Genomic DNA, 21,470 nt, shown 5'->3' on the forward strand with positions numbered 1-21,470 from the left:
TCGATGAACACCGGTGAGCCTATCGCGAGCGCACTGGTGAATCCGGCACCGGAGGTGGGTCGGTTATCGTGTGAGCCCATGACGAGCATGTGGAACGCATCACTGCGTTCGCGCCTTCGCGCCGGCCGACGCCGCGATCCTGCTCAGGCGCGTTTCCTCACCCGTGACTCGATCCGCTGGGTGATCAGCCACCGCGCCTATTCCCCCTGGTACCTGGTCCGGTACGTGCGTCTCTGGCGATTCCGCACCGCGAACCCGCACGTCGTCCTGCGCGGCATGGTCTTCCTCGGCAAGAACGTCGAGATCCACGCCACGCCGGAACTGTCGCGGCTCGAGATCGGCCGGTGGGTGCACATCGGCGACGGGAACTCGATCCGCTGCCACGAGGGGTCGCTGCGCATCGGCGACAAGGTGGTCCTCGGCGAGAACAACGTCATCAACGCCTATCTCGACATCGAGATCGGCGCCTCGACGCTCATGGCCGACTGGTGCTACGTCTGCGATTTCGACCACAAGATGGACGACATCACCCTGCCCATCAAGGACCAGGGCATCGTGAAGGGGCCGGTCCGGATCGGCGCCGACACCTGGGTCGCGACCAAGGTGTCGGTCCTGCGCAACACGATCGTCGGCCGCGGATGCGTCCTCGGCTCGCACGCGGTGGTCAAGGGCGAGATCGGTGACTACTCGATCGCCGTCGGGGCACCGGCGCGCGTGGTCAAGAACCGGATGGACGCCTGGGCGTCGAACGCCGCCGAACGCGCCGAACTCGAGCGCGCGCTCGCCGACATCGAACGCAAGAAGGCCGCGCTGCCCGGTCGCGACGCCCCCGCCTGATCGCCCCCACCTGAGCGCGCCCGGCTGTCGGACACCTAGCGCAGCAGCTTCACCTGACCGCCGTCCAGCATCGTCGCGAACATCTGCTCCAGTGACTCCTGCATCGGTCGGTACGAGATCCCGAGGGCACTGCGGCTCTTGGAGTTGTCCAGGCGCAACGGTTGTCCCGAACACCGCTTCACGAATCGCCGGTCGCGGCCCACGAGAGGTGCGACGGCGACCAGGAGCGGGATGGGCAGGGGGAATCGCGGCAGCGGACGGCGCCACTTGAACCGGGGGAGCAGCGCGCGCCCCATCTCGAGCAGATCGGTGTTCGCGGCGGACAGGATGTGCCGTCCCTCGGCGTCGGGCAGGTAGGCGGCGTTGACGTGTGCCGCAGCGACCTCCCGCACATCGACCACGCCGATCTTGATGCGCGGGGCGCCGAGCGCCATCATCCCGTTGCCCAACTGGCTGACGATCGCGAAGCTCTCCGAGGTGGGGGCCGGCCCCAGGGCCGGCCCGATGACCAGCGACGGGTTGATGACCACGAGCCGCCAGCGCGACTGTGCGTCGGCGATCTCCCAGGCCTTTTTCTCGGCCAACGTCTTCGACAGGTTGTAGGGCTCGTAGTCGAGCGACGCCGAGGTGTTCCAGTTCTGCTCGGTCAGCGTGCCGCCGGCGTCGGCGCAGTCCACGGTGTCGGTGTAGACGGCGGCGACCGAGCTGGTCAGCACCACCCGGGTGACCGACTCGGTGCGGTCGGCCGACTCGAGCACGGTGCGGGTGCCCTCGACGGCCGGATCGACCAGGTCGCGCTGGGCGTCGTCGAAGTCCGACGTGAACGGCGACGCGGTGTGGAACACGATGCCGCAGCCCGCCATCGCCTCATCGAACGAGCCGTCCTCGAGCAGCTGCGCACGGAACAGCCGCAGCGTGCCCGGCGAGGAGTCGGCCAGCGCGGTCAGGTGTGCGACCTTCGCGGTGTTGTCGGGATCGCGGACGGTGCCGTGGACGGTCACCCCGGCTTCGAGCAGATCCTTGATCAGCCATCCGGCGACGTAGCCGGTGGCGCCGGTGACCAGTACGGGCGTGGAGGTGTCGATGTCGGGGCTCATGGGAGCCAATCTAGTGCCCCGTGTCGTCAGCCCGGTCCGCCGGAGAGGTCGCGATCGGGGAGGGGGCGCTCGACGATGACGGGTCGGCCCAACGGCCGGCGAACCCGCCGCTTGGCGGAGAGGTAGACGCCCGCGGTGCGTTCGGCCACGAGCCCCCAGGAGAACTCGGCGGTGAGACGGTCTCGTGCGTTGACCGCCCTTCGTTGTGCCGCAACGGGATCGGCGAGGACACCGCGGACCGCAGCGGCCAGTCCGGCCACGTCGCCCGCGGCGAACGACAACCCGGTCACCCCGTCGGTGACCGCCTCGCCGAGCCCGCCCGCGGTCGAGGTCACCAGTGGGGCGCCGGTGGCCGCGGCCTCCAACGCCACGATGCCGAACGGCTCGTAGCGGCTGGGCAGCACGATGGCGTCACACGCCTGCATGAGCGTCACCAGTCCGTCGTGTCCGACGGGACCGGCAAAGGTGACCGCCCTGGTCACACGGTGCGTGCGGACGAGTTCGCGCAGCCAGGTCTCCTGGGTCCCGTCGCCGGCGATGACCAACGTCGTCCCCGGATGGGTCCGTCGGATGCGGGGCAGCGCCGCGATCGCGTCCTGGATGCCCTTCTCGTACTCCAGGCGCCCGGCGTAGAGCAGCGTGGCCGGGCCGGTGTTGACCCGGCGCGGTCGGAAGGGCCAGGTGGTGATGTCGATCCCGTTGTGGATGGTGTGGATCTCGGCCAGGTCTGGCCCGAACAGACGGGTCACCTCATCGTGCATCGACGCCGAGCAGGTGATGAGCGCGTCGGCCTCGGCGGCGAGCCACCACTCCACCGAGTGCACCTGCCGGTTCACGCGACCGCTGACCCAACCGCTGTGTCGGCCCGCCTCGGTGGCGTGGATCGTCGCCACCAGGGGCACATCGTGGAACTCGGCCAGCGCGACGGCGGGGTGGGCCACCAACCAGTCGTGGGCGTGGACGACGTCGGGCACCCACGGCTCGCCGGTGGCGGACCGGATACGTAGGCCCGACCGGATCATGCTGTGCCCCATGGCCAGGACCCACGCCATCATGTCCTGCGCGAAGTCGAACGCCGGCGGATCCTCCGCCGCGGCGATCACCCGCACGCCCTCCACGACATCGTCGGACGACGGGTGCGTCGCGGCGTCCGATCCGGTCGGAGTTCGGGTGAGCACGACGACCTCGTGGCCCAGGGCGGCGAGCTCGACGGCGAGATGGTGCACGTGCCGACCGAGACCACCGACGACGACCGGCGGGTACTCCCAGGACACGACCAGGACCTTCATGAGATGTCGTGCCGTCGGATGCGGCGGGCGTCGAGCCCGGGGAAGAGGGAGTCGGCGCGATGCCATCCGTCGGCGAGGCGGGTGGCCGATGCGTCCCGACCGGCGTCTGCGGCCCAACAGATCTCGCGTGTGGCGTGCGCATGCTTGAACGCCCGCTCGCGTGCGTAGCCGGCCGCGGAGTCCTTCGACACCATGAACGCCCAGTCCGACGACACGGTCAGCAGTGCCTCACGCAGTATCTGGTCGGACACCCGGTCGCGGCCGACGCCGCGGGTGTCGAGGCGCTTGGCCACGGTGTCCAGCGCGGAACGGACCACGTCGGAGTTCAGGGACACCAGATCCGACACCGCGGGCCCGTCCCACACCCGCCAGTCCTTGCCCGACCCCCATGACGAACGCTCGAGATCGACAGGGGTGCCGACGTATCCGGCGTCGTGGGCGTCGGCCAGGGTGCCGACGGAGACGCCCACCTCGGGCAGGCGTCGCAGCACGGCCTCGAGCCACTGCGGGCCCTCGAACCACCAGTGTCCGAACAACTCGGTGTCGAAGGCCGCGACCACCAGTGCCGGTCGGCCGATCCGATCGGACTCACCGATCAGTCGCTCGCGCACCCGCGTGACGAAGTCCTCGACGTGGACCGCCAGCGCCCGGTGCGCCCGCTCCGGTTCGTAGGGTGCCTTCTGTTCGCCGGGCACCGACCGACCGGTGACCCGGGCGGGCTTGAGACCCGAATGATGGTCGTAGGTGTGGAAATCTCGGTACGCGCCGTGACCGGGATACCCCGATCGCGGGGACCACACGCGGTAACTGATGTCGAGGTCACGACCGAAGGCGACGACACCGCTGTCGCCGACCGGTCGACCCAGCGCGGTGTCGCCGCGCAACGCGGGCCCGTCGACCATGAAATGCCTGACCCCGGCGTCGCGGTACTCCGTCTCCATCCCGGGGACGAAGGCGCATTCCGGCGCCCAGATGCCCTGCGGTCGTGAGCCGACGCGGACGCCTGCGTCGTGCAGCCCCTCGTCGAGGGCGAAGCGTCGGAGCCGCGGATCGAGCAGCGGGCCGAACGAGTGCGCGAGCGGACCGCCGAGCAGTTCCACCGTCCCGGCGTCGACGAGCGTCCGCAGCCCGCCGGAACCGCCGTGGCGCCAGTGCATCTCGAAGTCGTCGAGCGCGGCGTCGGCGGCGCGGTACTCACGGTGACCCAGTGCGGAGGAGCCCCCGCCGGGTGCGAGTGCGGCCTCCTGTGCGCGTAGCTGCCACGAGGCGAGCCACTCGTACATCGACACCAGGCAGTGCGGATCGTCGAGCTGCGCGGCGAGCACCGGGGTCACCCCGAGACTCACCTGACCGGTCAGACCGTCGGCGGCGAGCCGTCGGAACGCGGCGAACAGAGGTTGATACGAGCCGGCCCAGGACTGATAGAGCCATTCCTCGCCGACCGGCCACCGTCCGTGGTTCGCGAGCCACGGTAGATGGGAGTGCAGGACGATCGAGAACTGTCCGGGGACCTCCCGGTCGGTGGTCATGTCTGCTCGGAGGGCTTCAGTGCGACGGCCAGCAGGTCGAGGCTCGCCTCGATGTCGTCGGGGTGGATCTCGAAATCGGTCGACCGGATGCTCGCGACGTCGGCCGTCAGCGCCGTGGGCCAGGCCTCGCCGTCGAGCGCGCGCTGGATCTGGGCGTCGATGAACGACCCGCCCCAGCGCTTGTCGAGTGCCCGCAGCGCGGGGCCGTGGTGTACGCCGGCCAACTCCGACACCGCGAACCCGTTGTCGGTGAGCAGCTCCGTGAGCTCGCCGGCCGACAGCTCCCGGGTGTGGAACGGGTTGAGAGGGGTGTCACGGCCGGGGGAGAAGGTGATCCGGTTCGGTGTGCTCATCAGCAACAGGCCACCCGGGCGCAGCACCCGCGCGCATTCCCGGACGAATTGTGGCTGATCCCACAGGTGCTCGATCACCTGGAAATTGACGACCACGTCGACGCTCGCGTCGGCCAACGGGAGGTCGATCAGGTTGCCCTGTTCGATGCTCAGACGCGGGTACCGGGCCCGGGTGTGGGCGACGGCGGTCGCGTCGTAGTCGACGCACACGACGCTGCGCGCGACGTCGGCGAGCATGTCCGCCCCGTACCCCTCGCCGGATCCGGCTTCGAGCACGTCACGGTCGGTGCAGATCGCGAGAATGTGTTCGTAGGCCACTTCATGTCGCCGGAACCAGTAGTTCTCCTCGGCGATCCCCGGCGCGGTGCGTTCGCCGGTGAGCACGAGGGTGGGCCCCTGTGCCGACTCCGGGCGCTCGGTTGGGTTGATCATCCCCGGGAGCCTAGTGGCCGACGTTGTGATCAGCGTCATGGCCACCTCCGGACCTGGGATGGAACGGGTGTCAATTGCGCCCCTGGTTGGGGTTAAAGTGGAATGGAACGCTTATCCTTACCGGGCGGTAAGTTGACGAACCCCAAGCAGGAGGTCGATGAGGACCATGACGAACACTGTCGTATTGATCAAGCAGGTTCCAGACACCTGGTCCGAGCGCAAGCTCTCCGATGGTGACTACACGCTGGACCGTGAAGCAGCCGACGCGGTGCTCGACGAGATCAACGAGCGCGCTGTCGAAGAGGCGCTCCTGATCAAGGAGTCGAGCGGTGGCGAGGTGACGATCCTGTCCGCAGGACCCGAGCGCGCCGCCGACGCGATCCGCAAGGCTCTGTCCATGGGTGCCGACAAGGCCATCCACATCAAGGACGACCTGATGCACGGCTCCGACTCCGTCCAGACCGCGTACGTGCTCGCACGCGCACTGGGCACCGTCGAGGGCGTGGAACTCGTGATCGCGGGCAACGAGGCCACCGACGGACGTGGCGGCGCGGTGCCGGCCATGATCGCCGAGTACCTCGAGCTGCCGCACCTGACGCACCTGCGCAAGCTCACCGTCGAGGGCGAGACCCTCACCGGCGAGCGCGAGACCGACGAGGGCATCACCCACGTCGAGGCCTCGCTGCCGGCCATCGTCAGCGTGACCGAGAAGATCAACGAGCCCCGATTCCCCTCGTTCAAGGGGATCATGGCGGCAAAGAAGAAGGAAGTACAGGTCCTCTCCCTCGCCGAGATCGGCGTCGAGCCGTCGGATGTCGGCCTCGAGAACGCCGGTTCGACGGTGACGTCGTCCACCCCGAAGCCGCCCAAGACCGCCGGCGAGCGCGTGACCGACGAAGGCGACGGCGGCACGAAGGTCGCTGAGTACCTTGTCGGCCAGAAGATCATCTGAGGAGCGTAGAAATCATGGCTGAAGTTTTGATTCTTGCCGAGCAGGACGCAGAGGGTGGACTCAAGCGGGTCACCGGCGAACTGATCACGGCAGCACGTGCGATCGGCACCCCGTCCGTCGTCGTCGTCGGCAAGTCCGGCAACGCAGACGGTCTGATCGAGGGCCTCACCGAGGCCGGTGCCGAGAAGATCTACGTCGCCGAGTCCGGTGATGTCGAGAACTTCCTGATCAGCCCGAAGGTGGACGTCCTCGCGGCGGTCGCCGAGCAGGCGTCGCCTGCCGGCATCGTCGTCGCGGCCAACGCCGACGGCAACGAGATCGCCGGTCGCCTGGCCGTACGTCTCGGTTCCGGGATCCTCTACGACATCGTCGGGATCAACGAGGACGCCAGTGCGGTGCACTCCATCTTCGGTGGGGCGTTCACCGTGCAGGCCACCGCCAAGGGTGACGTGCCCATCTACTCCGTCCGTCCGGGCGCAGTCGAGGCCGAGCCGAAGGCCGGCGCGGGAGAGCGTGTCGACGTCGAGGTCCCGGCCGCGGCCGAGAACGCCGTCAAGATCACCAAGATCGAGCCGATCGTCGGTGGCGACCGCCCCGAGCTCACCGAGGCGTCGATCGTCGTCTCCGGTGGACGCGGTGTGGGCAGTGCCGACAAGTTCTCCGTCGTCGAGGATCTCGCCGACTCGCTCGGTGCAGCCGTGGGCGCCTCGCGCGCCGCGGTCGACTCCGGTTACTACCCCGGCCAGTTCCAGGTGGGTCAGACCGGCAAGACCGTGTCGCCTCAGCTGTACGTGGCCCTGGGCATCTCCGGCGCCATCCAGCACCGTGCGGGCATGCAGACCTCGAAGACCATCGTCGCGGTGAACAAGGACGAAGAGGCACCCATCTTCGAGATCGCCGACTACGGCATCGTCGGCGACCTCTTCGACGTCGCACCCCAGCTCACCGAGGCCGTCAACAAGCGCAAGTGAGCCGAAGTACGACCTGAACGACCACATGACCCCCGGGATCTCCCGGGGGTCATGTGCATGTCGGGCCGGGTTCACCCTGGCCGGGGGAGTTCATCACGCCTCCATCGACACGACACCGCGCCGCTGCAGTGCTGTCCGAATCGGTCACTACACCTGTGGCCATGACCAACTCACTGCTGGCCGATCGACCTCTCCGGACCCCATCGGGGGCAGCGCGTCCACTCATCACCGGACCGACCTACAGCCTCCATCTCACCGCTGACCCGCGCGACATCTCCGCCGCGCAGCGACTGCGGTTCGCGGTGTTCTCCCGGGAGCCGGGCTTCGCGTCGGCGATGGCCGACGTCACCGACGGTCGGGACGCAGACCGTTTCGACGACTTCTGCGACCACCTCATCGTCCGCCACAACGACACCGACGAGGTGGTCGGCTGCTACCGGATGCTCCCGCCGACGGGCGCGATCGCCGCAGGCGGTCTCTACACCGCCACCGAGTTCGATCTCGCCGAACTCGACCCGATCGCGCCGCAGACCGTCGAGATGGGCCGGGCCTGTGTCGCGGTCGAGCACCGCTCGGGTTCGGTGATGGCCCTCATGTGGTCGGGGATCCTGCGCTACCTCGACGACACCGGCCACCGCTACGCCGTCGGGTGCACCTCGGTGCCGATCGACAACGGTGACGGCACCGCGCCCGGCGCGCACATCCGGGGCGTCCGCGACCTCGTCCGGGACCGCCACCGCGCGCCCTGGGAGGTCCACCCGCGCACCCCCGTCGAGATCGACGGCCGTGGACTCGACGACATCGCGCCGCCCTCCCGGTTGACGCTGCCGCCGCTGCTGCGCGGTTACGTACGGATCGGGGCGCAGATCTGCGGCGAGCCCGCACACGACGTCGTCTTCGGTGTCGCGGACTTCGTCACGATCATCGACAAACAGAACGCCAACATCCGCTACCTCGACCGGCTGCGGGCGGCCGCCGACGCCGCGGAGGCCTAGATGACCCTCGCCGACACCGTGCCCACCCGACGCGTTCACGCCTGGTTCCCCGTCAGCCCCTGCGACGCGAGCTGTGTTCCCGCCGACGCGCGCACACATGGCCGCGTACGGGCCGTCATGCGGCTACTCCGGCTCGCGACGACCATCTGCTGGCTCGTCCCCGCCGGGACGATCGTGACGGCCCTGCCGCGCCCCGTGCGACGGCGGTTCGTCCGCACTGCGGCGCGTGCACTGCTCGCGGCGTCAGGCATCGCGGTCGAGGTCGACGACCGCCGTCCGTTCGTCGGGAAGGGGGCCGGCCTGATCGTGGCCAATCACACCTCGTTCCTCGACATCCTGGCCATCGCGGCGGTGGTGCCCGCCCGCTTCGTCGCCAAGTCCGAGCTCCTGGCCTGGCCGGTCGTCGGGACGCTGGCACGGCGTCTCGGTGTCATCGGCCTCGACCGTGGGTCGTTGCGGTCGCTGCCGGGCACCGTGGACGCCGCGGTCGCCGGGCTGCACGCCGACGACGCCGTCGGGGTGTTCCCCGAGGGCACCACGTGGTGCGGACGCACCGGCGGGACGTTCCGGCCGGCCATGTTCCAGGCGGCCGTCGACGCATCGGTCCCGGTGATCCCCATGCACGTCGGATTCCGGGGTCCCGGCGGGGTGTCCACGGTCGCGAGCTTCATCGGCGACGACGACCTCCTCGACACGATGCGGCGGGTGATCTCGGCCACCGGTCTGAGCGTCCGGGTCCGGGTACACGAGCTGCAGCTGCCGGGTTCGGATCGTCGGGAACTCGCCCGGCGGTGCGAACGCCTGGTCTTCGGGCCGATGGTGCTCCCGCCGCTGCCCACCACGGCCGAGGGCGTGCACGGGCTGTCTCTGGCGGGCTGAGCCCGCCGCGGAATTGTCGATGGTGTCTCGGACGTTATCCTTGCTACACCATGCCCACCTCCGGTCGAACGTCTGTTTACCTCGATCACGCCGCGTCGACAGCCATGCTGCCGCGCGCCGTCGAGGCGATGACGCGCATCCTGGGCGATCCGGGCAACGCCGCATCCCTGCACGGTTCCGGCCGCCGGGCCCGCCGGCACCTCGAGGAGGCGCGCGAGTCGATCGCCGCCGCGGTGGGCGCGCGTCCGTCCGAGGTCATCTTCACCGCCGGCGGCACCGAGAGCGACAACCTGGCCGTCAAGGGCATCTTCTGGGCGCGGCGCGCGGGCGATCCCCGTCGGAGGCGGATCGTCATCTCGTCGGTCGAGCACCACGCGGTCATCGATCCCGCGCAGTGGCTGGCCGATCGCGGTGAGGCCGACCTCGTGCTGCTGCCGGTCGACTCCGAAGGGTTCGTCGACCCCGCCGACCTGCGGGCCGAGCTCTCCGCCCACGCGTCCGAGACCGCCCTGGTGTCGGTGATGTGGGCCAACAACGAGGTCGGGTCGATCCAGCCGATCACCGAACTGGCCGCGATCGCCGCCGAGTTCGCGGTACCGATGCACACCGACGCCATCCAGGCCGTCGGACACATCCCGGTCGACTTCGCCTCCAGTGGGCTGTCCGCGCTGAGCCTGGCCGGGCACAAGTTCGGCGGCCCCCACGGTGCGGGTGCGTTGCTGCTGCGCCGCGACGTCGACTGCGCACCGCTGCTGCACGGCGGCGGCCACGAACGCGATGTCCGCTCCGGCACACCGGATGCCGCCGCGGCAGTCGGCATGGCCGCGGCCCTGACGCAGTCGGTGGACGAGCTGGCCGACTCGATGCGCGATGTCGCTGCACTGCGCGATCGTCTGCTCGGCGCCCTGATGGACACCGAGGGCTGCATCGTCAACGGTCCGTTGGGTTCTCGTCGGCTGCCCGGCAACGCGCATGTGTCGTTCATCGGGTGCGAGGGGGACTCGCTGCTGATGTTGCTCGACGCCAACGGGATCGAGTGCTCCACCGGCTCGGCCTGCACCGCGGGTGTCGCGCAGGCGAGCCACGTCCTCATCGCGATGGGCATGTCCACCCCGGACGCCCGCAGCAGCCTGCGGTTCAGCCTCGCGCCGTCGACCACCGAGGCCGACGTGGACCGCGTCGCCGCGGTCATCGGCGAGGTGGTCGATCGCGCTCGCACCGCGGGCATGGCCAGCGTCTCGGCGGGGGACCGCTGATGCGCATCCTGGCCGCGATGAGCGGTGGCGTCGACTCCGCGGTGGCCGCAGCACGTGCCGTCGACGCGGGACACGACGTCGTCGGCGTGCACCTGGCCCTGTCGACCGCCCCGGGCGCGCTGCGCACCGGCAGCCGCGGCTGCTGCTCCAAGGAGGACGCAGGCGACGCCCGTCGTGTCGCCGACATCCTCGGGATCCCGTTCTACGTCTGGGATTTCGCCGACCGGTTCAAAGAAGACGTCATCGACGAGTTCGTCAGCGCGTACGCCGCGGGCGAGACACCCAACCCGTGCCTGTCGTGCAACGAGAAGATCAAGTTCTCCGCTCTCGCCGAGCGGGCCATCGCCCTCGGGTTCGACGCGGTGGCCACTGGCCACTACGCGCGGCTCGTCGACGGTGAGCTGCGGCGCGCGGTGGACCAGGACAAGGACCAGTCCTATGTCCTCGCGGTGTTGACCGCACAGCAGCTCTCGCGCGCGATGTTCCCCATCGGCGACACGCCCAAGTCCGAGATCCGGGCCGAGGCGGCACGTCGTGGCCTGTCGGTCGCCGAGAAGCCCGACTCGCACGACATCTGCTTCATCCCCACCGGCGACACCCGCGCGTTCCTCGGCGCCCGCATCGGCGTCCGACCCGGCATGGTCGTCGACGCCTCCAGCGGCGTCGCGCTCGCCGAACACGACGGCGTGCACGGCTTCACGATCGGCCAGCGCAAGGGCCTCGGCATCGAAGCCCCCGCGGCCGACGGCCGACCGCGATACGTCACCGGCATCGACCCCGCGACCTCGACCGTCACGGTCGGGACCGCCGCCGACCTCGACGTGTGGTCGATCACCGCCGACCGCGCGGTCTGGACGTCGGGTTCGGTCCCGCCGACCGACTTCGACTGCACCGTGCAGGTGCGGGCACACGGCGGACTGGCCCCCGCGCGCGCCCGGCCGATCGACGACGGCGCACGGATCCAGATCGATCTCTCCGAGCCTCTGACCGGCGTGGCCCGCGGACAGGCCGCGGTGCTCTACCGGCTCGACCCCTCCGACGGCGACGTCGTTCTCGGCTGCGGCCGAATCGCCGCCGCGTGACGAATCCCCCCGATCGGCCGCCCACCGGGGTGGCCACCGGCGTCGGCTCGATGCCCGGGACCGACCCGCGGACCGCGGTCGAGATCATCGCCGGCGAGGTGGGCCTCGTCCACCTGCCCGAACTGCCCGCACGCGGTCTCGGGGCCGACATGATCGGTCGCAGCGCCGCCCTGCTCGTCGACATGCCGATGGACGTCACACCGTCGGGCTACCGCCTGCGTACGGGCGGGTCGACCATGGGCCGTCAGGCCCGGGACATGCTGCGCGTCGACATCGACGCCCTCGAGGAGATCTGGGAGACCCGCGGACTCGGTGGTCCGGATCGCTGGGTGAAGGTGCAGCTGTGTGGACCCTTCACCCTCGCCGCGTCGGTCGAGGTCGGCGGCGGGCACAAGGCGCTGCACGACCGCGGGGCGTGGTCTGATCTGGTCGACTCGATCGCCGAGGGGGCCGCGACGCACGCCGCCGAGATCCGTCGGCGGCTCGGCGCGCAGGTGCTCGTCCAGTTCGACGAGCCGCTGCTCGACCGCGTGATCGAGGGGAGTATCCGACCGCTGAGTCGGCTCGACGTGATCAACCCGGTGCCCTCGCAGGTCGTCGCCGAGCACATCGATGCACTCATCGACATCGTGGGCGGTCCGGTGCTGCTGCACCACTGCGGCGAGCGGTTCCCCTGGCACACCGTCGCGCAGACGAAGCTGTGGGGCGTGTCGTTGGACATGGCCCATGTGCGCTCGGCGAACCTGGACGGTCTGGGAGAGTTCCTCGACGGCGGATCGGTGGTTGCTCTCGGTGCGGTCCCGTCCACCGATCCGGGCCGTGAACTCCCCGCCGAGCACGTCGTCGCCTCCGTCACCGAGATCGTCGACACCATCGGTCTGTCCCACGACGTGTTCGCCGATCAGATGATCATCACCCCGGCGTGCGGGCTGGCCGGTGCGGATGCCGCCTGGGCGAAGCAGGCACTTGCGCTCGCCACCGCCGTGGCGACGGCCCTGCCGCAGCAGTAGGTCGGGCCCAGCAGTAGGTCGGCTCAGCAGTAGGTCGGGCTCAGCAGTGGGGTCAGGCCCGGACGGTCACGGTCGTCCCGACCGCCGCCCACCGATACAGAGCCGCCATCTCGGGGCCGGGCACGTGTACACAGCCGCGGGATCCACCCGTCCGGTAGCCCTGCGAGCCGTAGGGGAACGTCTGCCACGGCGAGTCGTGGAACCCGTAGTCGTCGAAGAACGGGAGGAAGTAGTTGACGTGGACCCGGTAGCCGGGACCGACCAGGAACCGGTCGGTCTCCCGCGCGACGACGTTCCAGGTGCCTGTGGGGGTGCGGTCGGTGGGATTGTCGATGCCGGTGGTGATCGGCGATGCGCTGATCGTCCTGGTGCCCTGACACATCCACATGCGCTGTTCGGAGATGCTGACCGTGACCAGTCGGGCGCCGCCGTTGCCCGCACACGCCCTCGCATCGGCCGCCGCGGTCACGGCGCTGCTGCTCGGGGCCTCGGTCGTGGGGGCGGGCGCGGGGGCATCGGAGGTTACCGCCGCGGCCACGGCGGGACCCGAGGACGGGTCTGCGCCGGTGAACAGCCCCGCCACCAGGATCGCGGTGACGACCACGGCGACCGGGACGATGACGATCGCCCACCAGTAGTCGCGAAGGGATGTGGGCACGTCCTCCAGGATGGCACAACCCCGACCGGGGCCGTTGTCGCCATGCGGGGCGTCGGGTCAGCTCACAGTCCGTCGAGTCGATGTATGAGCTTCGCCGGGGCGACGAGCCGGAAACTCGCGTCGAGCAGCTCGGCGACCTCGTCCCAGTCGGGCGCCCGTGACAGGTCCACCCCGAGCCATCCGTGGGCGCCCACGTAGGCGGGTACGAAGAAACGCGCATCACCGGACAAGGCCTGCGCCTCGGCGGGATCCGGTCTGAACAGCACCGAGGTGTTCATCATCTCGCCGCCCTTCACCGACCCGCCGTAGTAGGCGAAGATCTTGCCGCACCGGAACGTCGGCCGTCCGTGTGCGACGACCTCGGTCGCCTCCGGCAACGCGAGTGCGGTCTCCCGCACGCGGGCCAGCGTCGGGTCGTCGTCGGAGAACATGATCGGGTGCGGCATGGTGGGAGAGAGCCTAACGATGTCGGAGGCCTGGACTAGCCTGGTTCCGTGGATGAGAGCCCCGACGCCGAGTTGCGTGAGCAGTGGTCCGCCCTGGCCGAGGAGGTGCGTGAGCACCAGTTCCGCTACTACGTGAAGGATTCGCCGGTCATCACCGACGGCGAGTTCGACACACTTCTCAAGCGCCTCCAGCAACTCGAGGCCGATCACCCCGAACTGGCCGCGCCGGACTCGCCGACGGTCATGGTCGGTGGCGGATTCGCGACCGAGTTCGCCGCTGTCGACCACCTCGAACGGATGTTGTCGCTGGACAATGTGTTCGACGCCGACGAGATGCGCACCTGGGTCGATCGGGTCCAGGCCGACGCGGGCACCGGTCTCGACTACCTCTGCGAGCTCAAGATCGACGGCGTCGCACTCGCACTGGTCTACGAGAACGGCACGCTGGTCCGCGGCACCACGCGGGGGGACGGTCGCACCGGTGAGGACGTGACGCTCAACGCGAAGACCATCGACGACATCCCGCACCGGCTGACCCCGTCCGACGACTACCCGATCCCGGCGCTGCTCGAGGTCCGCGGCGAGGTGTTCTTCCGGATCGAGGACTTCGAGGCGCTCAACGCGTCGCTGGTCGAGGCGGGCAAGGCGCCGTTCGCCAACCCGCGCAACTCCGCGGCCGGGTCGCTACGGCAGAAGAACCCGCAGGTGACCGCGCGCCGTCGGCTCGGGATGATCTGCCACGGCATCGGCAAGCTGGACGGGTGGTCGCCGGAATCGCTGCACGACGCCTACCTGGCCCTCGGTGCCTGGGGACTGCCGGTGTCGACACACACCCGGAAGCTGTCCGGCGCCGACGAGATCCTCTCGACGATCGCCTACTGGGGCGAGCACCGGCACGACGTCGAGCACGAGATCGACGGCATCGTCGTCAAGGTCGACACCACCGCGCTGCAGCGACGACTCGGTTCGACCTCGCGCGCTCCCCGGTGGGCGATCGCCTACAAGTACCCGCCCCAGGAGGCGACGACGACGCTGCTCGACATCCGCGTCAACGTCGGACGGACGGGGCGCGTGACGCCGTTCGCGTACATGAAGCCGGTGCTCGTCGCCGGTTCCACCGTCGGGATGGCCACGTTGCACAACGCCTCCGAGGTCAAGCGCAAGGGCGTGCTCATCGGCGACACCGTCACGATCCGCAAGGCCGGCGACGTCATCCCCGAGGTGCTCGGGCCGGTGGTCGACCTCCGCGACGGCAGCGAGACCGAGTTCGAGATGCCGACGCTCTGCCCCGAATGCGGCACCGAGCTGCGTCACGAGAAGGAGGGCGATGCCGACATCCGGTGTCCCAACAGCCTCTCGTGCCCGGCCCAGCTGCGTGAGCGTCTGTTCCATCTGGCCGGCCGTGGCGCGTTCGACATCGAGGCGCTGGGCTACAAGGCGGCCACGGCCTTGTACGCCTCGCAGATCATGGAGAACGAGGGGGATCTCTTCTCGCTCACCGTGGATGACATCGCGAAGGCCGACCTGTTCGTCACCCAGGACGGCACCCTCTCGGCCAACGGGAACGCTCTGCTCGCCAACATCGCGAAGGCCAAGCAGACACCGCTGTGGCGGGTCCTCGTCGCGCTGTCCATCCGCCACATCGGACCGTCTGCGGCGCGGGCGCTCGCGACCGAGTTCGGGAGCCTCGACGCGATTGAAGCAGCCGACGTCGAGCAGCTCTCGCAGACCGGCGGGCTCGCGAACACCCTCGCGCAGAGCGTGGTCGACTGGTTCGCCGTCGACTGGCATCGCGAGATCGTGCACAAGTGGCGCGACGCCGGCGTCCGGATGGCCGACGAACGCGATGAGTCGATCCCGCGCACGCTGGTGGGTCTGAGCATCGTCGTGACCGGGTCGCTGCAGGACTTCTCCCGCGACGGCGCCAAGGAGGCCATCCTGGTGCGCGGTGGAAAGGCGTCGGGGTCGGTGTCGAAGAAGACGGCCTTCGTCGTGGTCGGCGACTCCCCGGGGACGAAGGCGGAGAAGGCCGAGCAACTCGGCGTCCCCATCCTCGACGAGGACGGTTTCAAGGCGCTGCTCGCCGACGGACCGCCGGAGAGTGTCAGCGAGCCTTCGGAATAGCGAGGATCGTGGTCACGATCCGGGACAGGTAGCCCAGCCGGGCGATCTCGGAGGGGCGGAAGTCCGGGCCGCCGGATCGGCCCAGCAGCAACGCCTTCGACGACGAGCCGACCGGGGCTGCCGCCAGACGGGTGTCGGAGTCCTTCCAGGACTGCGGCACCCACGTCGCGTCGGGATCGAGTTGTCCCGCCTCGGAGATCGGGAGCCAGTCCACCTCGGTGAGGCGGGTCTCGGGGGCACTGGAACTGCCGAACAACTGCAGCACCCCACCACCGCCGAGGGTGACCACCGTGCTCCACGACACCCGCATGACGCGCGGAGCGGTGTCGACCAGGACCTGCAGTCGCGCGGCCGCCGGAGCGGATGCGATCTGGTCGACGAGTTCGAGCTCGCGGTGGGTCTCGAGGACGCCGGTGTACGGCCGGATCGAGTCCACCCGGACGCCGTCGACGTTCTCCGCGGCGGTGATCAGGGTGTCCGGCAACGACCCGCGCGGCACCTCGACGACGATGTCGTCGACCGCGTAGGAGTCGCCGCGTTCGACGACGTCGAGGGAGAGGATGTCCGCACCCACCGATCCCAGTGACACCGCGAGCAGGCCGAGGCTTCCCGGACGATCTTGCAGGTAGACCCGCAGCAGGTACGACACGCTGGTCATTGTCCCACCGGGTGTGCTCCGCCGCCGCGCCGACGGCGTCGCGACGCCGTCAGGTCGTCGGCACGGCGCCGGGGTTGGCCGGATCGAGGGGTTCGACGCCGACGGCGGTGCCGTACGCGCACACCTCGATCCCCGTCCCACCGAACTCCGTGGTCTCGAACCGGAACGCGACCACGGCGTTCGCGCCCTTCTGCTGTGCCTCGGTGGCCAAGCGGTGCAACGCTTCCTGCCGGCAGTCGTGCAGGAGCTGGGTGACACCCTTGAGCTCCCCACCCGCCATCGCCTTGAAACCGGCACCGATGTTGGAACCGATGTTGCGCGAACGGACGGTCAGGCCGAACACCTCGCCGAAGGTGTAGCCGATGCGGTACCCCGGGACGTCGTTGGATGTGACGATGATCATGGTCTCGCATCGTAGTGAGCCGATCGTGCGTCCGTGCTCGTTCGCTCGGTCGGGCAGATGCGGCGCACGGTGCCACCATGGACCCATGGCCGAGCACATCGAGCAGTCCGCCGACCCCGAGCACACCGCCGAACACGTCACGACGTCGGTCGCCCGGCGGATCGAGGCCGGTCGCGAACACGACTTCCTCGCCTGGACCGATGCCGGCATGGCCCTGGCCCGGACCTTTCCCGGGTTTCTCGGCGGCGGCTGGTTGCGCTCCGCGCAGGACTCGTCGGACTACTACGTGGTCTACCGGTTCGACAACGAGGCGCAGATGGACGACTGGGTGCGCTCACCGGTCCGCCGCGCGTGGCTCTCGCGTGGCGAAGGGGTGGCCGTCGAGTCCGCGGTGCACCGGTTGTCCGGCATCGAGGGCTGGTTCGAGCCGCAGTCGACGCTCACCAACGCCGTCCGGGTGGTCGGGGCGCCCCCGGCGCGCTGGAAGCAGGCCATCACGATCTGGCTCGGGTTCTTCCCCCTGAGCCTGCTGATCAACTTCGCGGTGGTGGCCCACCTCGACGGCGTCCCACTGGTGCTCAAGACGCTCATCGCGACCCTGATCAACACACCGCTGATGGTCTACCTCGTGCTGCCGTGGATCACCGCGCGACTGAGTCGTTGGCTGCGCTGAACGGGCCGTAATCGCCGCCGAGGGCGCGACCACTAGGCTCGTTGCGTGGTCGCCGTGCCCGGTCTCCACTCGATTGCTCTGCAGAAGGGACGCATCGTTGTCTGCCATCTCCCGGGATGAAGTAGCCCACCTGGCGCGTCTGTCGCGCCTGGCGCTCTCCGATGACGAACTCGATCAGTATGCGAGCCAACTCGATTCGATCCTGACCCACGTCGCGCAGATCTCGGAGGTGTCGACCGACAGCGTCGACGCCACCGCCCATCCGGCTGGTCTCGCCAATGTCCTGCGCCCCGACGTCATCGTCCCCGGGCTGACCCCGACCGAGGCGCTCTCCGGCGCACCGTCGGTGGAGCAGTCCCGCTTCGCCGTCCCGCAGATCCTGGGTGAGGAGCAGTGACCGCGATCCGCGACGCCGGGCCCATCACGGGCCTGTCGGCGTCCGATCTCGCCGCCAAGATCCACTCCGGTGACCTGTCGTCGGTCGAGGTGACCCGCGCCCATCTCGATCAGATCGAGCGCACCGACGGCGATCTCGGCGCCTTCCTGCACGTCACGTCCACCCAGGCGATCGCGGCGGCGCAGGCCGTCGACGCCGCCATCGCCGCGGGGGAGAAGCCCGCGTCCTCGCTCGCCGGCGTCCCGCTGGCCCTCAAGGACGTCTTCACCACCACCGACGCGCCGACCACCTGCGGGTCGAAGATGCTCGAGGGCTGGGTGCCGCCGTACGACGCGACCGTCACGCGCCGACTCCGCGAGGCCGGCATCCCCATCCTCGGCAAGACCAACATGGACGAGTTCGCGATGGGCAGCTCCACCGAGAACTCCGCCTACCAGCTCACCCGCAACCCGTGGGACACCGACCGGATCCCCGGCGGATCCGGCGGCGGCAGCGCCGCGGCGCTCGCGTCGTTCCAGGCCCCGCTGGCCATCGGTACCGACACCGGTGGCTCGGTCCGGCAGCCGGCTGCGGTCACCGCGACCGTCGGCGTGAAGCCCACCTACGGTGCGGTGTCGCGGTACGGACTGGTCGCCTGCGCCTCGTCGCTGGACCAGGGCGGCCCGTGTGCCCGCACCGTGCTCGACGCGGCCCTGCTGCACGAGGTCATCGCCGGCCACGACCCGCGTGACTCCACCTCCTTGAACGCCCCGGTGCCCGACGTCGTCGCGGCCGCCCGCCGCGGGGTCGATCAGGACCTGGCCGGCGTACGCGTCGGCATCGTCACCGAACTGCAGGGCGACGGCTACCAGCCCGGCGTGCTCGCGTCGTTCACCGCCGCCGTCGAGGTGCTGCGCGAGCGTGGCGCCGAGATCGTCGAGGTCTCGTGCCCGCACTTCGAGTACGCACTCGGTGCCTACTACCTCATCCTGCCGTCGGAGGTGTCGTCGAACCTCGCGCGATTCGACGCCATGCGCTACGGGCTGCGGGTCGGCGACGACGGCAGTCATTCGGCCGACGAGGTCATGGCCATGACGCGTGCACAGGGCTTCGGTCCGGAGGTCAAGCGCCGCATCATGATCGGCACCTACGCGCTCTCGTCGGGCTACTACGAGAAGTACTACGGCCAGGCCCTGAAGGTCCGGACGCTGATCGCGCAGGACTTCACCACCGCCTTCGAGTCGGTGGACGTGCTGGTGTCGCCGACCACCCCGACCACCGCCTTCGAGATCGGCGAGAAGGCCGACGACCCGCTGGCGATGTACCTGTTCGACCTGTGCACGCTCCCGGTGAACCTCGCGGGCAACTGCGCGATGTCGGTGCCGTCGGGACTCTCGGTCGACGACGGCCTGCCGGTCGGACTGCAGATCATGGCGCCCGCCCAGGCCGACGACCGTCTCTACCGCGTCGGCGCGGCGTACGAGGCGGCCCGCGGACCGCTGGCCTGAGCGACGCCGGTCCGGTTCGGACACAGCGGGGCCGACGTGCCCTGCTCGGAGCCGTACTGATGGCCGTGCCCGGCCGGGAACGACAGAGCGCCCACAAGATCTGCACTGGCCTGTACGAAGCCGGCGACCGGAAACCACACAGGGCGCGGCAGGTCGACCGGTTCGGCCGATCGAGCGGGTGGTCGCCAGAGCAACCGCGGTGACCATCGGACGACCGGGTCGCTGCCGTTGGCGAGCACCACGCGCCGCGACGCATGTTCGGCAACCGTTCCCGCGGGCGGTCCGGCCAGGACGGTGGCGCAGACGGACACGTCGGTGACCTCGGTGAGCGCCCACTCACGGGCCGCGTCGGCGCCGATCGCACCGAGGCTCTGTCCGTACAGATAGATCTGCGGACGCGCACCCGCGGGTAGTCGCCCGACGGCGCGGGTCAATGCCGAGGTCACGGCGACCGCGCCCCCACGGGCGGTGGCGGTGCCGGACACGAACGCGCGCCAGCTCGGGATGTCGCTGTACTGCAACGCGATCACCGACACGTCGCCGCGGAGTCGATCCTCGAATCCGCGCACCGCGTCGGGGTCGACCCACCCCGATCCGGTGGGGACGGCGACCACCACCGCCGCGCGCCGGGCACCGCCGACCGCCGACCAGCGATCGACCAGCTCGGCCGCGCGGCGGTCGACGGTCCGCCCGTCGAGGGGCGAGTACAGACGAAGCGACGTCGCGGTGGCATCGGTCGTCGTGAACGCGGTGGCCCTGCTCATGCCCGTCCCGGTGACGGCCGCACCCGGTGGCCCGGCCATCGCGGGAGCCAGACTCGCGACCGTCGCAGCCCCCGTGACCAGCGCGATGGCCGTGAGCCTCGGTGCTCGGACCACCGCGGCATACAGCGCGACCGGCGCGAACGAGATCGCGACCCAACCGGGTCCGACCCCTGGTTCGTCCAGCGCGGCGCGCAGCGTGTTCTGCCACCACACGGCGGCGAGGACCAGTCCGGTGAACACCACGACGGCCGGGCCGAGGACCCGGGCACGGCGGCGGTCGACGCCGAGATCGCCCGCACGGTCGGGCATCAACCATCCGACTCCGCCCCCGATCGCCGCACCCAGCAGCAGGCATCCGCTCAGCAGGACGGCGTGCACCCACGTCTCCCGGGGCAGCGACCCCGGCGCCAGCGCGATCGCGGAGCCGGTGAGTGCGCCGATCACCCCGGCGGGGTGGGGAAGTCGAGACGACTCCGTGCCGGTCATCGTGCCGTTGATTCCGCGGCGCGGACGACAACCGACAGTGCGATGGAACCCATGTCCTCGTGCGTGACGGGCACCGACGCGCGCTGACGCCACGTGTTGACCCACAATCCGACGTCGGCCAGGTCGGCACCGATCTCGCAGACGGGATCGGTGCAACTGCCGTGCATGGCCTCGACGAGAGCGTGATCCAGACGCTGTCGCGCCCACGGGCCGAGTGGCCGACCCGATCGTGCGGCCATGCGCAACAGGTCGTATCCCAGGTCGTGGATCTTGCAGAGCGGCTCGAATCGGTCGGGGAGCGGGACCGGTGTCGAGCACCCGCCCCGCGGGTTCGCCGGCGCCCCGTCGATGATCACCGGGTCGTAGCCCAGGACGATGCGCGGCGGCGCCCCCAGTTCGGCGAGGGCGTGTATCGGCTCGGGGCCGGTCAACGCCATGACCGCGGCACCGGCCGGGGTGGCGAGGTCGGCCGGGAGGGGTTGCGCACCCGTACCGGGCAGACCCCGGGCCTGTACGGCCACCAGTCCCAGCGCGAGAAGAAGGCCGAAGGTGAACAGGGTCAAAGCGATTCGTCGAGACAGGGTGATCATGCGATGACGCTAGGAACGCGCGGTACCCGCCCGCATCGGCGAGAAGTGGTGTCCGCGCCGGTTCCGAAGAGGCACGTCGCATGCCTGGCACCGCCACCGGAG

At 69.9% G+C, this 21,470-nt stretch carries 22 protein-coding genes; 12 read left to right on the plus strand and 10 right to left on the minus strand.

All coding sequences use genetic code 11. The annotated features are described in order from the left end of the window. Window positions 1-78 precede the first annotated feature (78 nt). Window positions 79-837, plus strand: a complete 759-nt coding sequence (locus IEV93_RS11915) for an acyltransferase (RefSeq protein ID WP_188489890.1) — start codon at window positions 79-81, stop codon at window positions 835-837. A gap of 35 nt (window positions 838-872) precedes the next feature. Here the strand turns inward: IEV93_RS11915 and IEV93_RS11920 are convergent, their stop codons facing one another. Genes IEV93_RS11920 through IEV93_RS11935 form a run of 4 tightly spaced genes read right to left on the minus strand, consistent with a single transcriptional unit; the run spans window position 873 to window position 5,537 of the window. Beyond that, on the minus strand, window positions 873-1,934 hold the full coding sequence (locus IEV93_RS11920; RefSeq protein WP_188489892.1) for an NAD-dependent epimerase/dehydratase family protein: 1,062 nt from the start codon (window positions 1,932-1,934) through the stop codon (window positions 873-875). 26 nt (window positions 1,935-1,960) lie between these two features. Then, complete coding sequence (locus tag IEV93_RS11925; protein ID WP_188489894.1) at window positions 1,961-3,223, minus strand: glycosyltransferase family 4 protein; 1,263 nt, start codon at window positions 3,221-3,223, stop codon at window positions 1,961-1,963. Next, window positions 3,220-4,752, minus strand: coding sequence for a 1,4-alpha-glucan branching protein domain-containing protein (locus IEV93_RS11930; protein ID WP_188489896.1), 1,533 nt, complete (start codon window positions 4,750-4,752; stop codon window positions 3,220-3,222). Before IEV93_RS11930 ends, IEV93_RS11925 begins: the two co-directional genes overlap by 4 nt. Continuing rightward, complete coding sequence (locus IEV93_RS11935) at window positions 4,749-5,537, minus strand: class I SAM-dependent methyltransferase (protein ID WP_188489898.1); 789 nt, start codon at window positions 5,535-5,537, stop codon at window positions 4,749-4,751. Before IEV93_RS11935 ends, IEV93_RS11930 begins: the two co-directional genes overlap by 4 nt. Window positions 5,538-5,703: 166 nt before the next feature. On the opposite strand from IEV93_RS11935, the gene IEV93_RS11940 reads away from it, so the two are divergent. The 7 genes from IEV93_RS11940 (at window position 5,704) to IEV93_RS11970 (ending at window position 12,682) form a co-directional block, all read left to right on the plus strand. Continuing rightward, window positions 5,704-6,489 (plus strand): electron transfer flavoprotein subunit beta/FixA family protein, encoded by a 786-nt coding sequence (locus tag IEV93_RS11940; RefSeq protein ID WP_188489900.1) that lies wholly within the window; start codon window positions 5,704-5,706, stop codon window positions 6,487-6,489. A 14-nt stretch (window positions 6,490-6,503) separates the two neighbouring features. Then, window positions 6,504-7,460, plus strand: coding sequence for an electron transfer flavoprotein subunit alpha/FixB family protein (locus IEV93_RS11945; RefSeq protein ID WP_188489902.1), 957 nt, complete (start codon window positions 6,504-6,506; stop codon window positions 7,458-7,460). A gap of 161 nt (window positions 7,461-7,621) precedes the next feature. Beyond that, entirely contained in the window at window positions 7,622-8,455 is an 834-nt protein-coding gene (locus tag IEV93_RS11950; RefSeq protein WP_188489904.1) for a GNAT family N-acetyltransferase, read from the plus strand. Then, window positions 8,456-9,334, plus strand: coding sequence for a lysophospholipid acyltransferase family protein (locus tag IEV93_RS11955; RefSeq protein WP_188489906.1), 879 nt, complete (start codon window positions 8,456-8,458; stop codon window positions 9,332-9,334). 50 nt (window positions 9,335-9,384) lie between these two features. Beyond that, the gene (locus tag IEV93_RS11960; protein WP_188489908.1) at window positions 9,385-10,590 is read left to right on the plus strand and encodes a cysteine desulfurase family protein; all 1,206 of its coding nucleotides are present in this window, start codon (window positions 9,385-9,387) and stop codon (window positions 10,588-10,590) included. Continuing rightward, complete coding sequence (gene mnmA, locus IEV93_RS11965; RefSeq protein WP_188489910.1) at window positions 10,590-11,672, plus strand: tRNA 2-thiouridine(34) synthase MnmA; 1,083 nt, start codon at window positions 10,590-10,592, stop codon at window positions 11,670-11,672. Before IEV93_RS11960 ends, mnmA begins: the two co-directional genes overlap by 1 nt. Then, complete coding sequence (locus IEV93_RS11970) at window positions 11,669-12,682, plus strand: uroporphyrinogen decarboxylase/cobalamine-independent methonine synthase family protein (RefSeq protein ID WP_229705059.1); 1,014 nt, start codon at window positions 11,669-11,671, stop codon at window positions 12,680-12,682. Before mnmA ends, IEV93_RS11970 begins: the two co-directional genes overlap by 4 nt. A gap of 52 nt (window positions 12,683-12,734) precedes the next feature. On the opposite strand, the gene IEV93_RS22520 is transcribed toward IEV93_RS11970, so the two are convergent. Both IEV93_RS22520 and IEV93_RS11980 read right to left on the minus strand, forming a co-directional pair. Next, window positions 12,735-13,340 carry a L,D-transpeptidase gene (locus IEV93_RS22520; RefSeq protein WP_229705060.1) on the minus strand — a complete coding sequence of 202 codons (606 nt, stop codon included), beginning with the start codon at window positions 13,338-13,340 and terminating at the stop codon, window positions 12,735-12,737. A 62-nt stretch (window positions 13,341-13,402) separates the two neighbouring features. Then, window positions 13,403-13,786, minus strand: coding sequence for an MmcQ/YjbR family DNA-binding protein (locus IEV93_RS11980; RefSeq protein ID WP_188489912.1), 384 nt, complete (start codon window positions 13,784-13,786; stop codon window positions 13,403-13,405). Window positions 13,787-13,834: 48 nt separating this feature from the next. On the opposite strand from IEV93_RS11980, the gene ligA reads away from it, so the two are divergent. Further along, the gene (gene ligA / locus IEV93_RS11985) at window positions 13,835-15,910 is read left to right on the plus strand and encodes an NAD-dependent DNA ligase LigA (RefSeq protein ID WP_188489914.1); all 2,076 of its coding nucleotides are present in this window, start codon (window positions 13,835-13,837) and stop codon (window positions 15,908-15,910) included. On the opposite strand, the gene IEV93_RS11990 is transcribed toward ligA, so the two are convergent. Next, complete coding sequence (locus IEV93_RS11990; RefSeq protein WP_188489916.1) at window positions 15,891-16,568, minus strand: ACT domain-containing protein; 678 nt, start codon at window positions 16,566-16,568, stop codon at window positions 15,891-15,893. The two genes, ligA and IEV93_RS11990, sit on opposite strands and share 20 nt — an antisense overlap. Window positions 16,569-16,617: 49 nt before the next feature. Then, window positions 16,618-16,971, minus strand: a complete 354-nt coding sequence (locus tag IEV93_RS11995) for a YbjQ family protein (protein WP_188489918.1) — start codon at window positions 16,969-16,971, stop codon at window positions 16,618-16,620. An 85-nt stretch (window positions 16,972-17,056) separates the two neighbouring features. Between IEV93_RS11995 and IEV93_RS12000 the strand changes: the two genes are divergently transcribed. The 3 genes from IEV93_RS12000 to gatA all read left to right on the plus strand — a co-directional run bounded on the left by IEV93_RS12000 (window position 17,057) and on the right by gatA (window position 19,528). Further along, complete coding sequence (locus tag IEV93_RS12000) at window positions 17,057-17,644, plus strand: antibiotic biosynthesis monooxygenase (RefSeq protein ID WP_188489920.1); 588 nt, start codon at window positions 17,057-17,059, stop codon at window positions 17,642-17,644. A gap of 97 nt (window positions 17,645-17,741) precedes the next feature. After that, window positions 17,742-18,041 (plus strand): Asp-tRNA(Asn)/Glu-tRNA(Gln) amidotransferase subunit GatC, encoded by a 300-nt coding sequence (gene gatC / locus IEV93_RS12005; protein WP_188489922.1) that lies wholly within the window; start codon window positions 17,742-17,744, stop codon window positions 18,039-18,041. Next, window positions 18,038-19,528 (plus strand): Asp-tRNA(Asn)/Glu-tRNA(Gln) amidotransferase subunit GatA, encoded by a 1,491-nt coding sequence (gatA, locus tag IEV93_RS12010; protein WP_188489924.1) that lies wholly within the window; start codon window positions 18,038-18,040, stop codon window positions 19,526-19,528. The genes gatC and gatA overlap by 4 nt, the downstream gene beginning before the upstream one ends. Here the strand turns inward: gatA and IEV93_RS12015 are convergent. Both IEV93_RS12015 and IEV93_RS12020 read right to left on the minus strand, forming a co-directional pair. Beyond that, the gene (locus IEV93_RS12015) at window positions 19,480-20,778 is read right to left on the minus strand and encodes an alpha/beta-hydrolase family protein (protein WP_188489926.1); all 1,299 of its coding nucleotides are present in this window, start codon (window positions 20,776-20,778) and stop codon (window positions 19,480-19,482) included. The genes gatA and IEV93_RS12015 overlap by 49 nt on opposite strands. Further along, window positions 20,775-21,368 carry a hypothetical protein gene (locus IEV93_RS12020; protein ID WP_188489928.1) on the minus strand — a complete coding sequence of 198 codons (594 nt, stop codon included), beginning with the start codon at window positions 21,366-21,368 and terminating at the stop codon, window positions 20,775-20,777. The genes IEV93_RS12015 and IEV93_RS12020 overlap by 4 nt, the downstream gene beginning before the upstream one ends. Between the last annotated feature and the right edge of the window lie 102 nt (window positions 21,369-21,470).

The sequence above is a fragment of the Williamsia phyllosphaerae genome, assembly GCF_014635305.1.
GTDB lineage: Bacteria > Actinomycetota > Actinomycetes > Mycobacteriales > Mycobacteriaceae > Williamsia_A > Williamsia_A phyllosphaerae.

Excerpts from the sequence above, each read along its gene's own strand:
- mnmA (WP_188489910.1), top strand. The coding sequence starts at position 10,590 with ATGCGCATCCTGGCCGCGATGAGCGGTGGCGTCGACTCCGCGGTGGCC.
- IEV93_RS11930 (WP_188489896.1), bottom strand. The coding sequence starts at position 4,752 with ATGACCACCGACCGGGAGGTCCCCGGACAGTTCTCGATCGTCCTGCAC.
- IEV93_RS11940 (WP_188489900.1), top strand. The coding sequence starts at position 5,704 with ATGACGAACACTGTCGTATTGATCAAGCAGGTTCCAGACACCTGGTCC.
- IEV93_RS11990 (WP_188489916.1), bottom strand. The coding sequence starts at position 16,568 with ATGACCAGCGTGTCGTACCTGCTGCGGGTCTACCTGCAAGATCGTCCG.
- IEV93_RS11920 (WP_188489892.1), bottom strand. The coding sequence starts at position 1,934 with ATGAGCCCCGACATCGACACCTCCACGCCCGTACTGGTCACCGGCGCC.
- IEV93_RS12000 (WP_188489920.1), top strand. The coding sequence starts at position 17,057 with ATGGCCGAGCACATCGAGCAGTCCGCCGACCCCGAGCACACCGCCGAA.
- IEV93_RS11995 (WP_188489918.1), bottom strand. The coding sequence starts at position 16,971 with ATGATCATCGTCACATCCAACGACGTCCCGGGGTACCGCATCGGCTAC.
- IEV93_RS11915 (WP_188489890.1), top strand. The coding sequence starts at position 79 with ATGACGAGCATGTGGAACGCATCACTGCGTTCGCGCCTTCGCGCCGGC.
- IEV93_RS11955 (WP_188489906.1), top strand. The coding sequence starts at position 8,456 with ATGACCCTCGCCGACACCGTGCCCACCCGACGCGTTCACGCCTGGTTC.
- IEV93_RS11945 (WP_188489902.1), top strand. The coding sequence starts at position 6,504 with ATGGCTGAAGTTTTGATTCTTGCCGAGCAGGACGCAGAGGGTGGACTC.
- IEV93_RS11960 (WP_188489908.1), top strand. The coding sequence starts at position 9,385 with ATGCCCACCTCCGGTCGAACGTCTGTTTACCTCGATCACGCCGCGTCG.
- IEV93_RS12020 (WP_188489928.1), bottom strand. The coding sequence starts at position 21,368 with ATGATCACCCTGTCTCGACGAATCGCTTTGACCCTGTTCACCTTCGGC.
- IEV93_RS11950 (WP_188489904.1), top strand. The coding sequence starts at position 7,622 with ATGACCAACTCACTGCTGGCCGATCGACCTCTCCGGACCCCATCGGGG.
- IEV93_RS11980 (WP_188489912.1), bottom strand. The coding sequence starts at position 13,786 with ATGCCGCACCCGATCATGTTCTCCGACGACGACCCGACGCTGGCCCGC.
- IEV93_RS12015 (WP_188489926.1), bottom strand. The coding sequence starts at position 20,778 with ATGACCGGCACGGAGTCGTCTCGACTTCCCCACCCCGCCGGGGTGATC.
- IEV93_RS11935 (WP_188489898.1), bottom strand. The coding sequence starts at position 5,537 with ATGATCAACCCAACCGAGCGCCCGGAGTCGGCACAGGGGCCCACCCTC.
- IEV93_RS11925 (WP_188489894.1), bottom strand. The coding sequence starts at position 3,223 with ATGAAGGTCCTGGTCGTGTCCTGGGAGTACCCGCCGGTCGTCGTCGGT.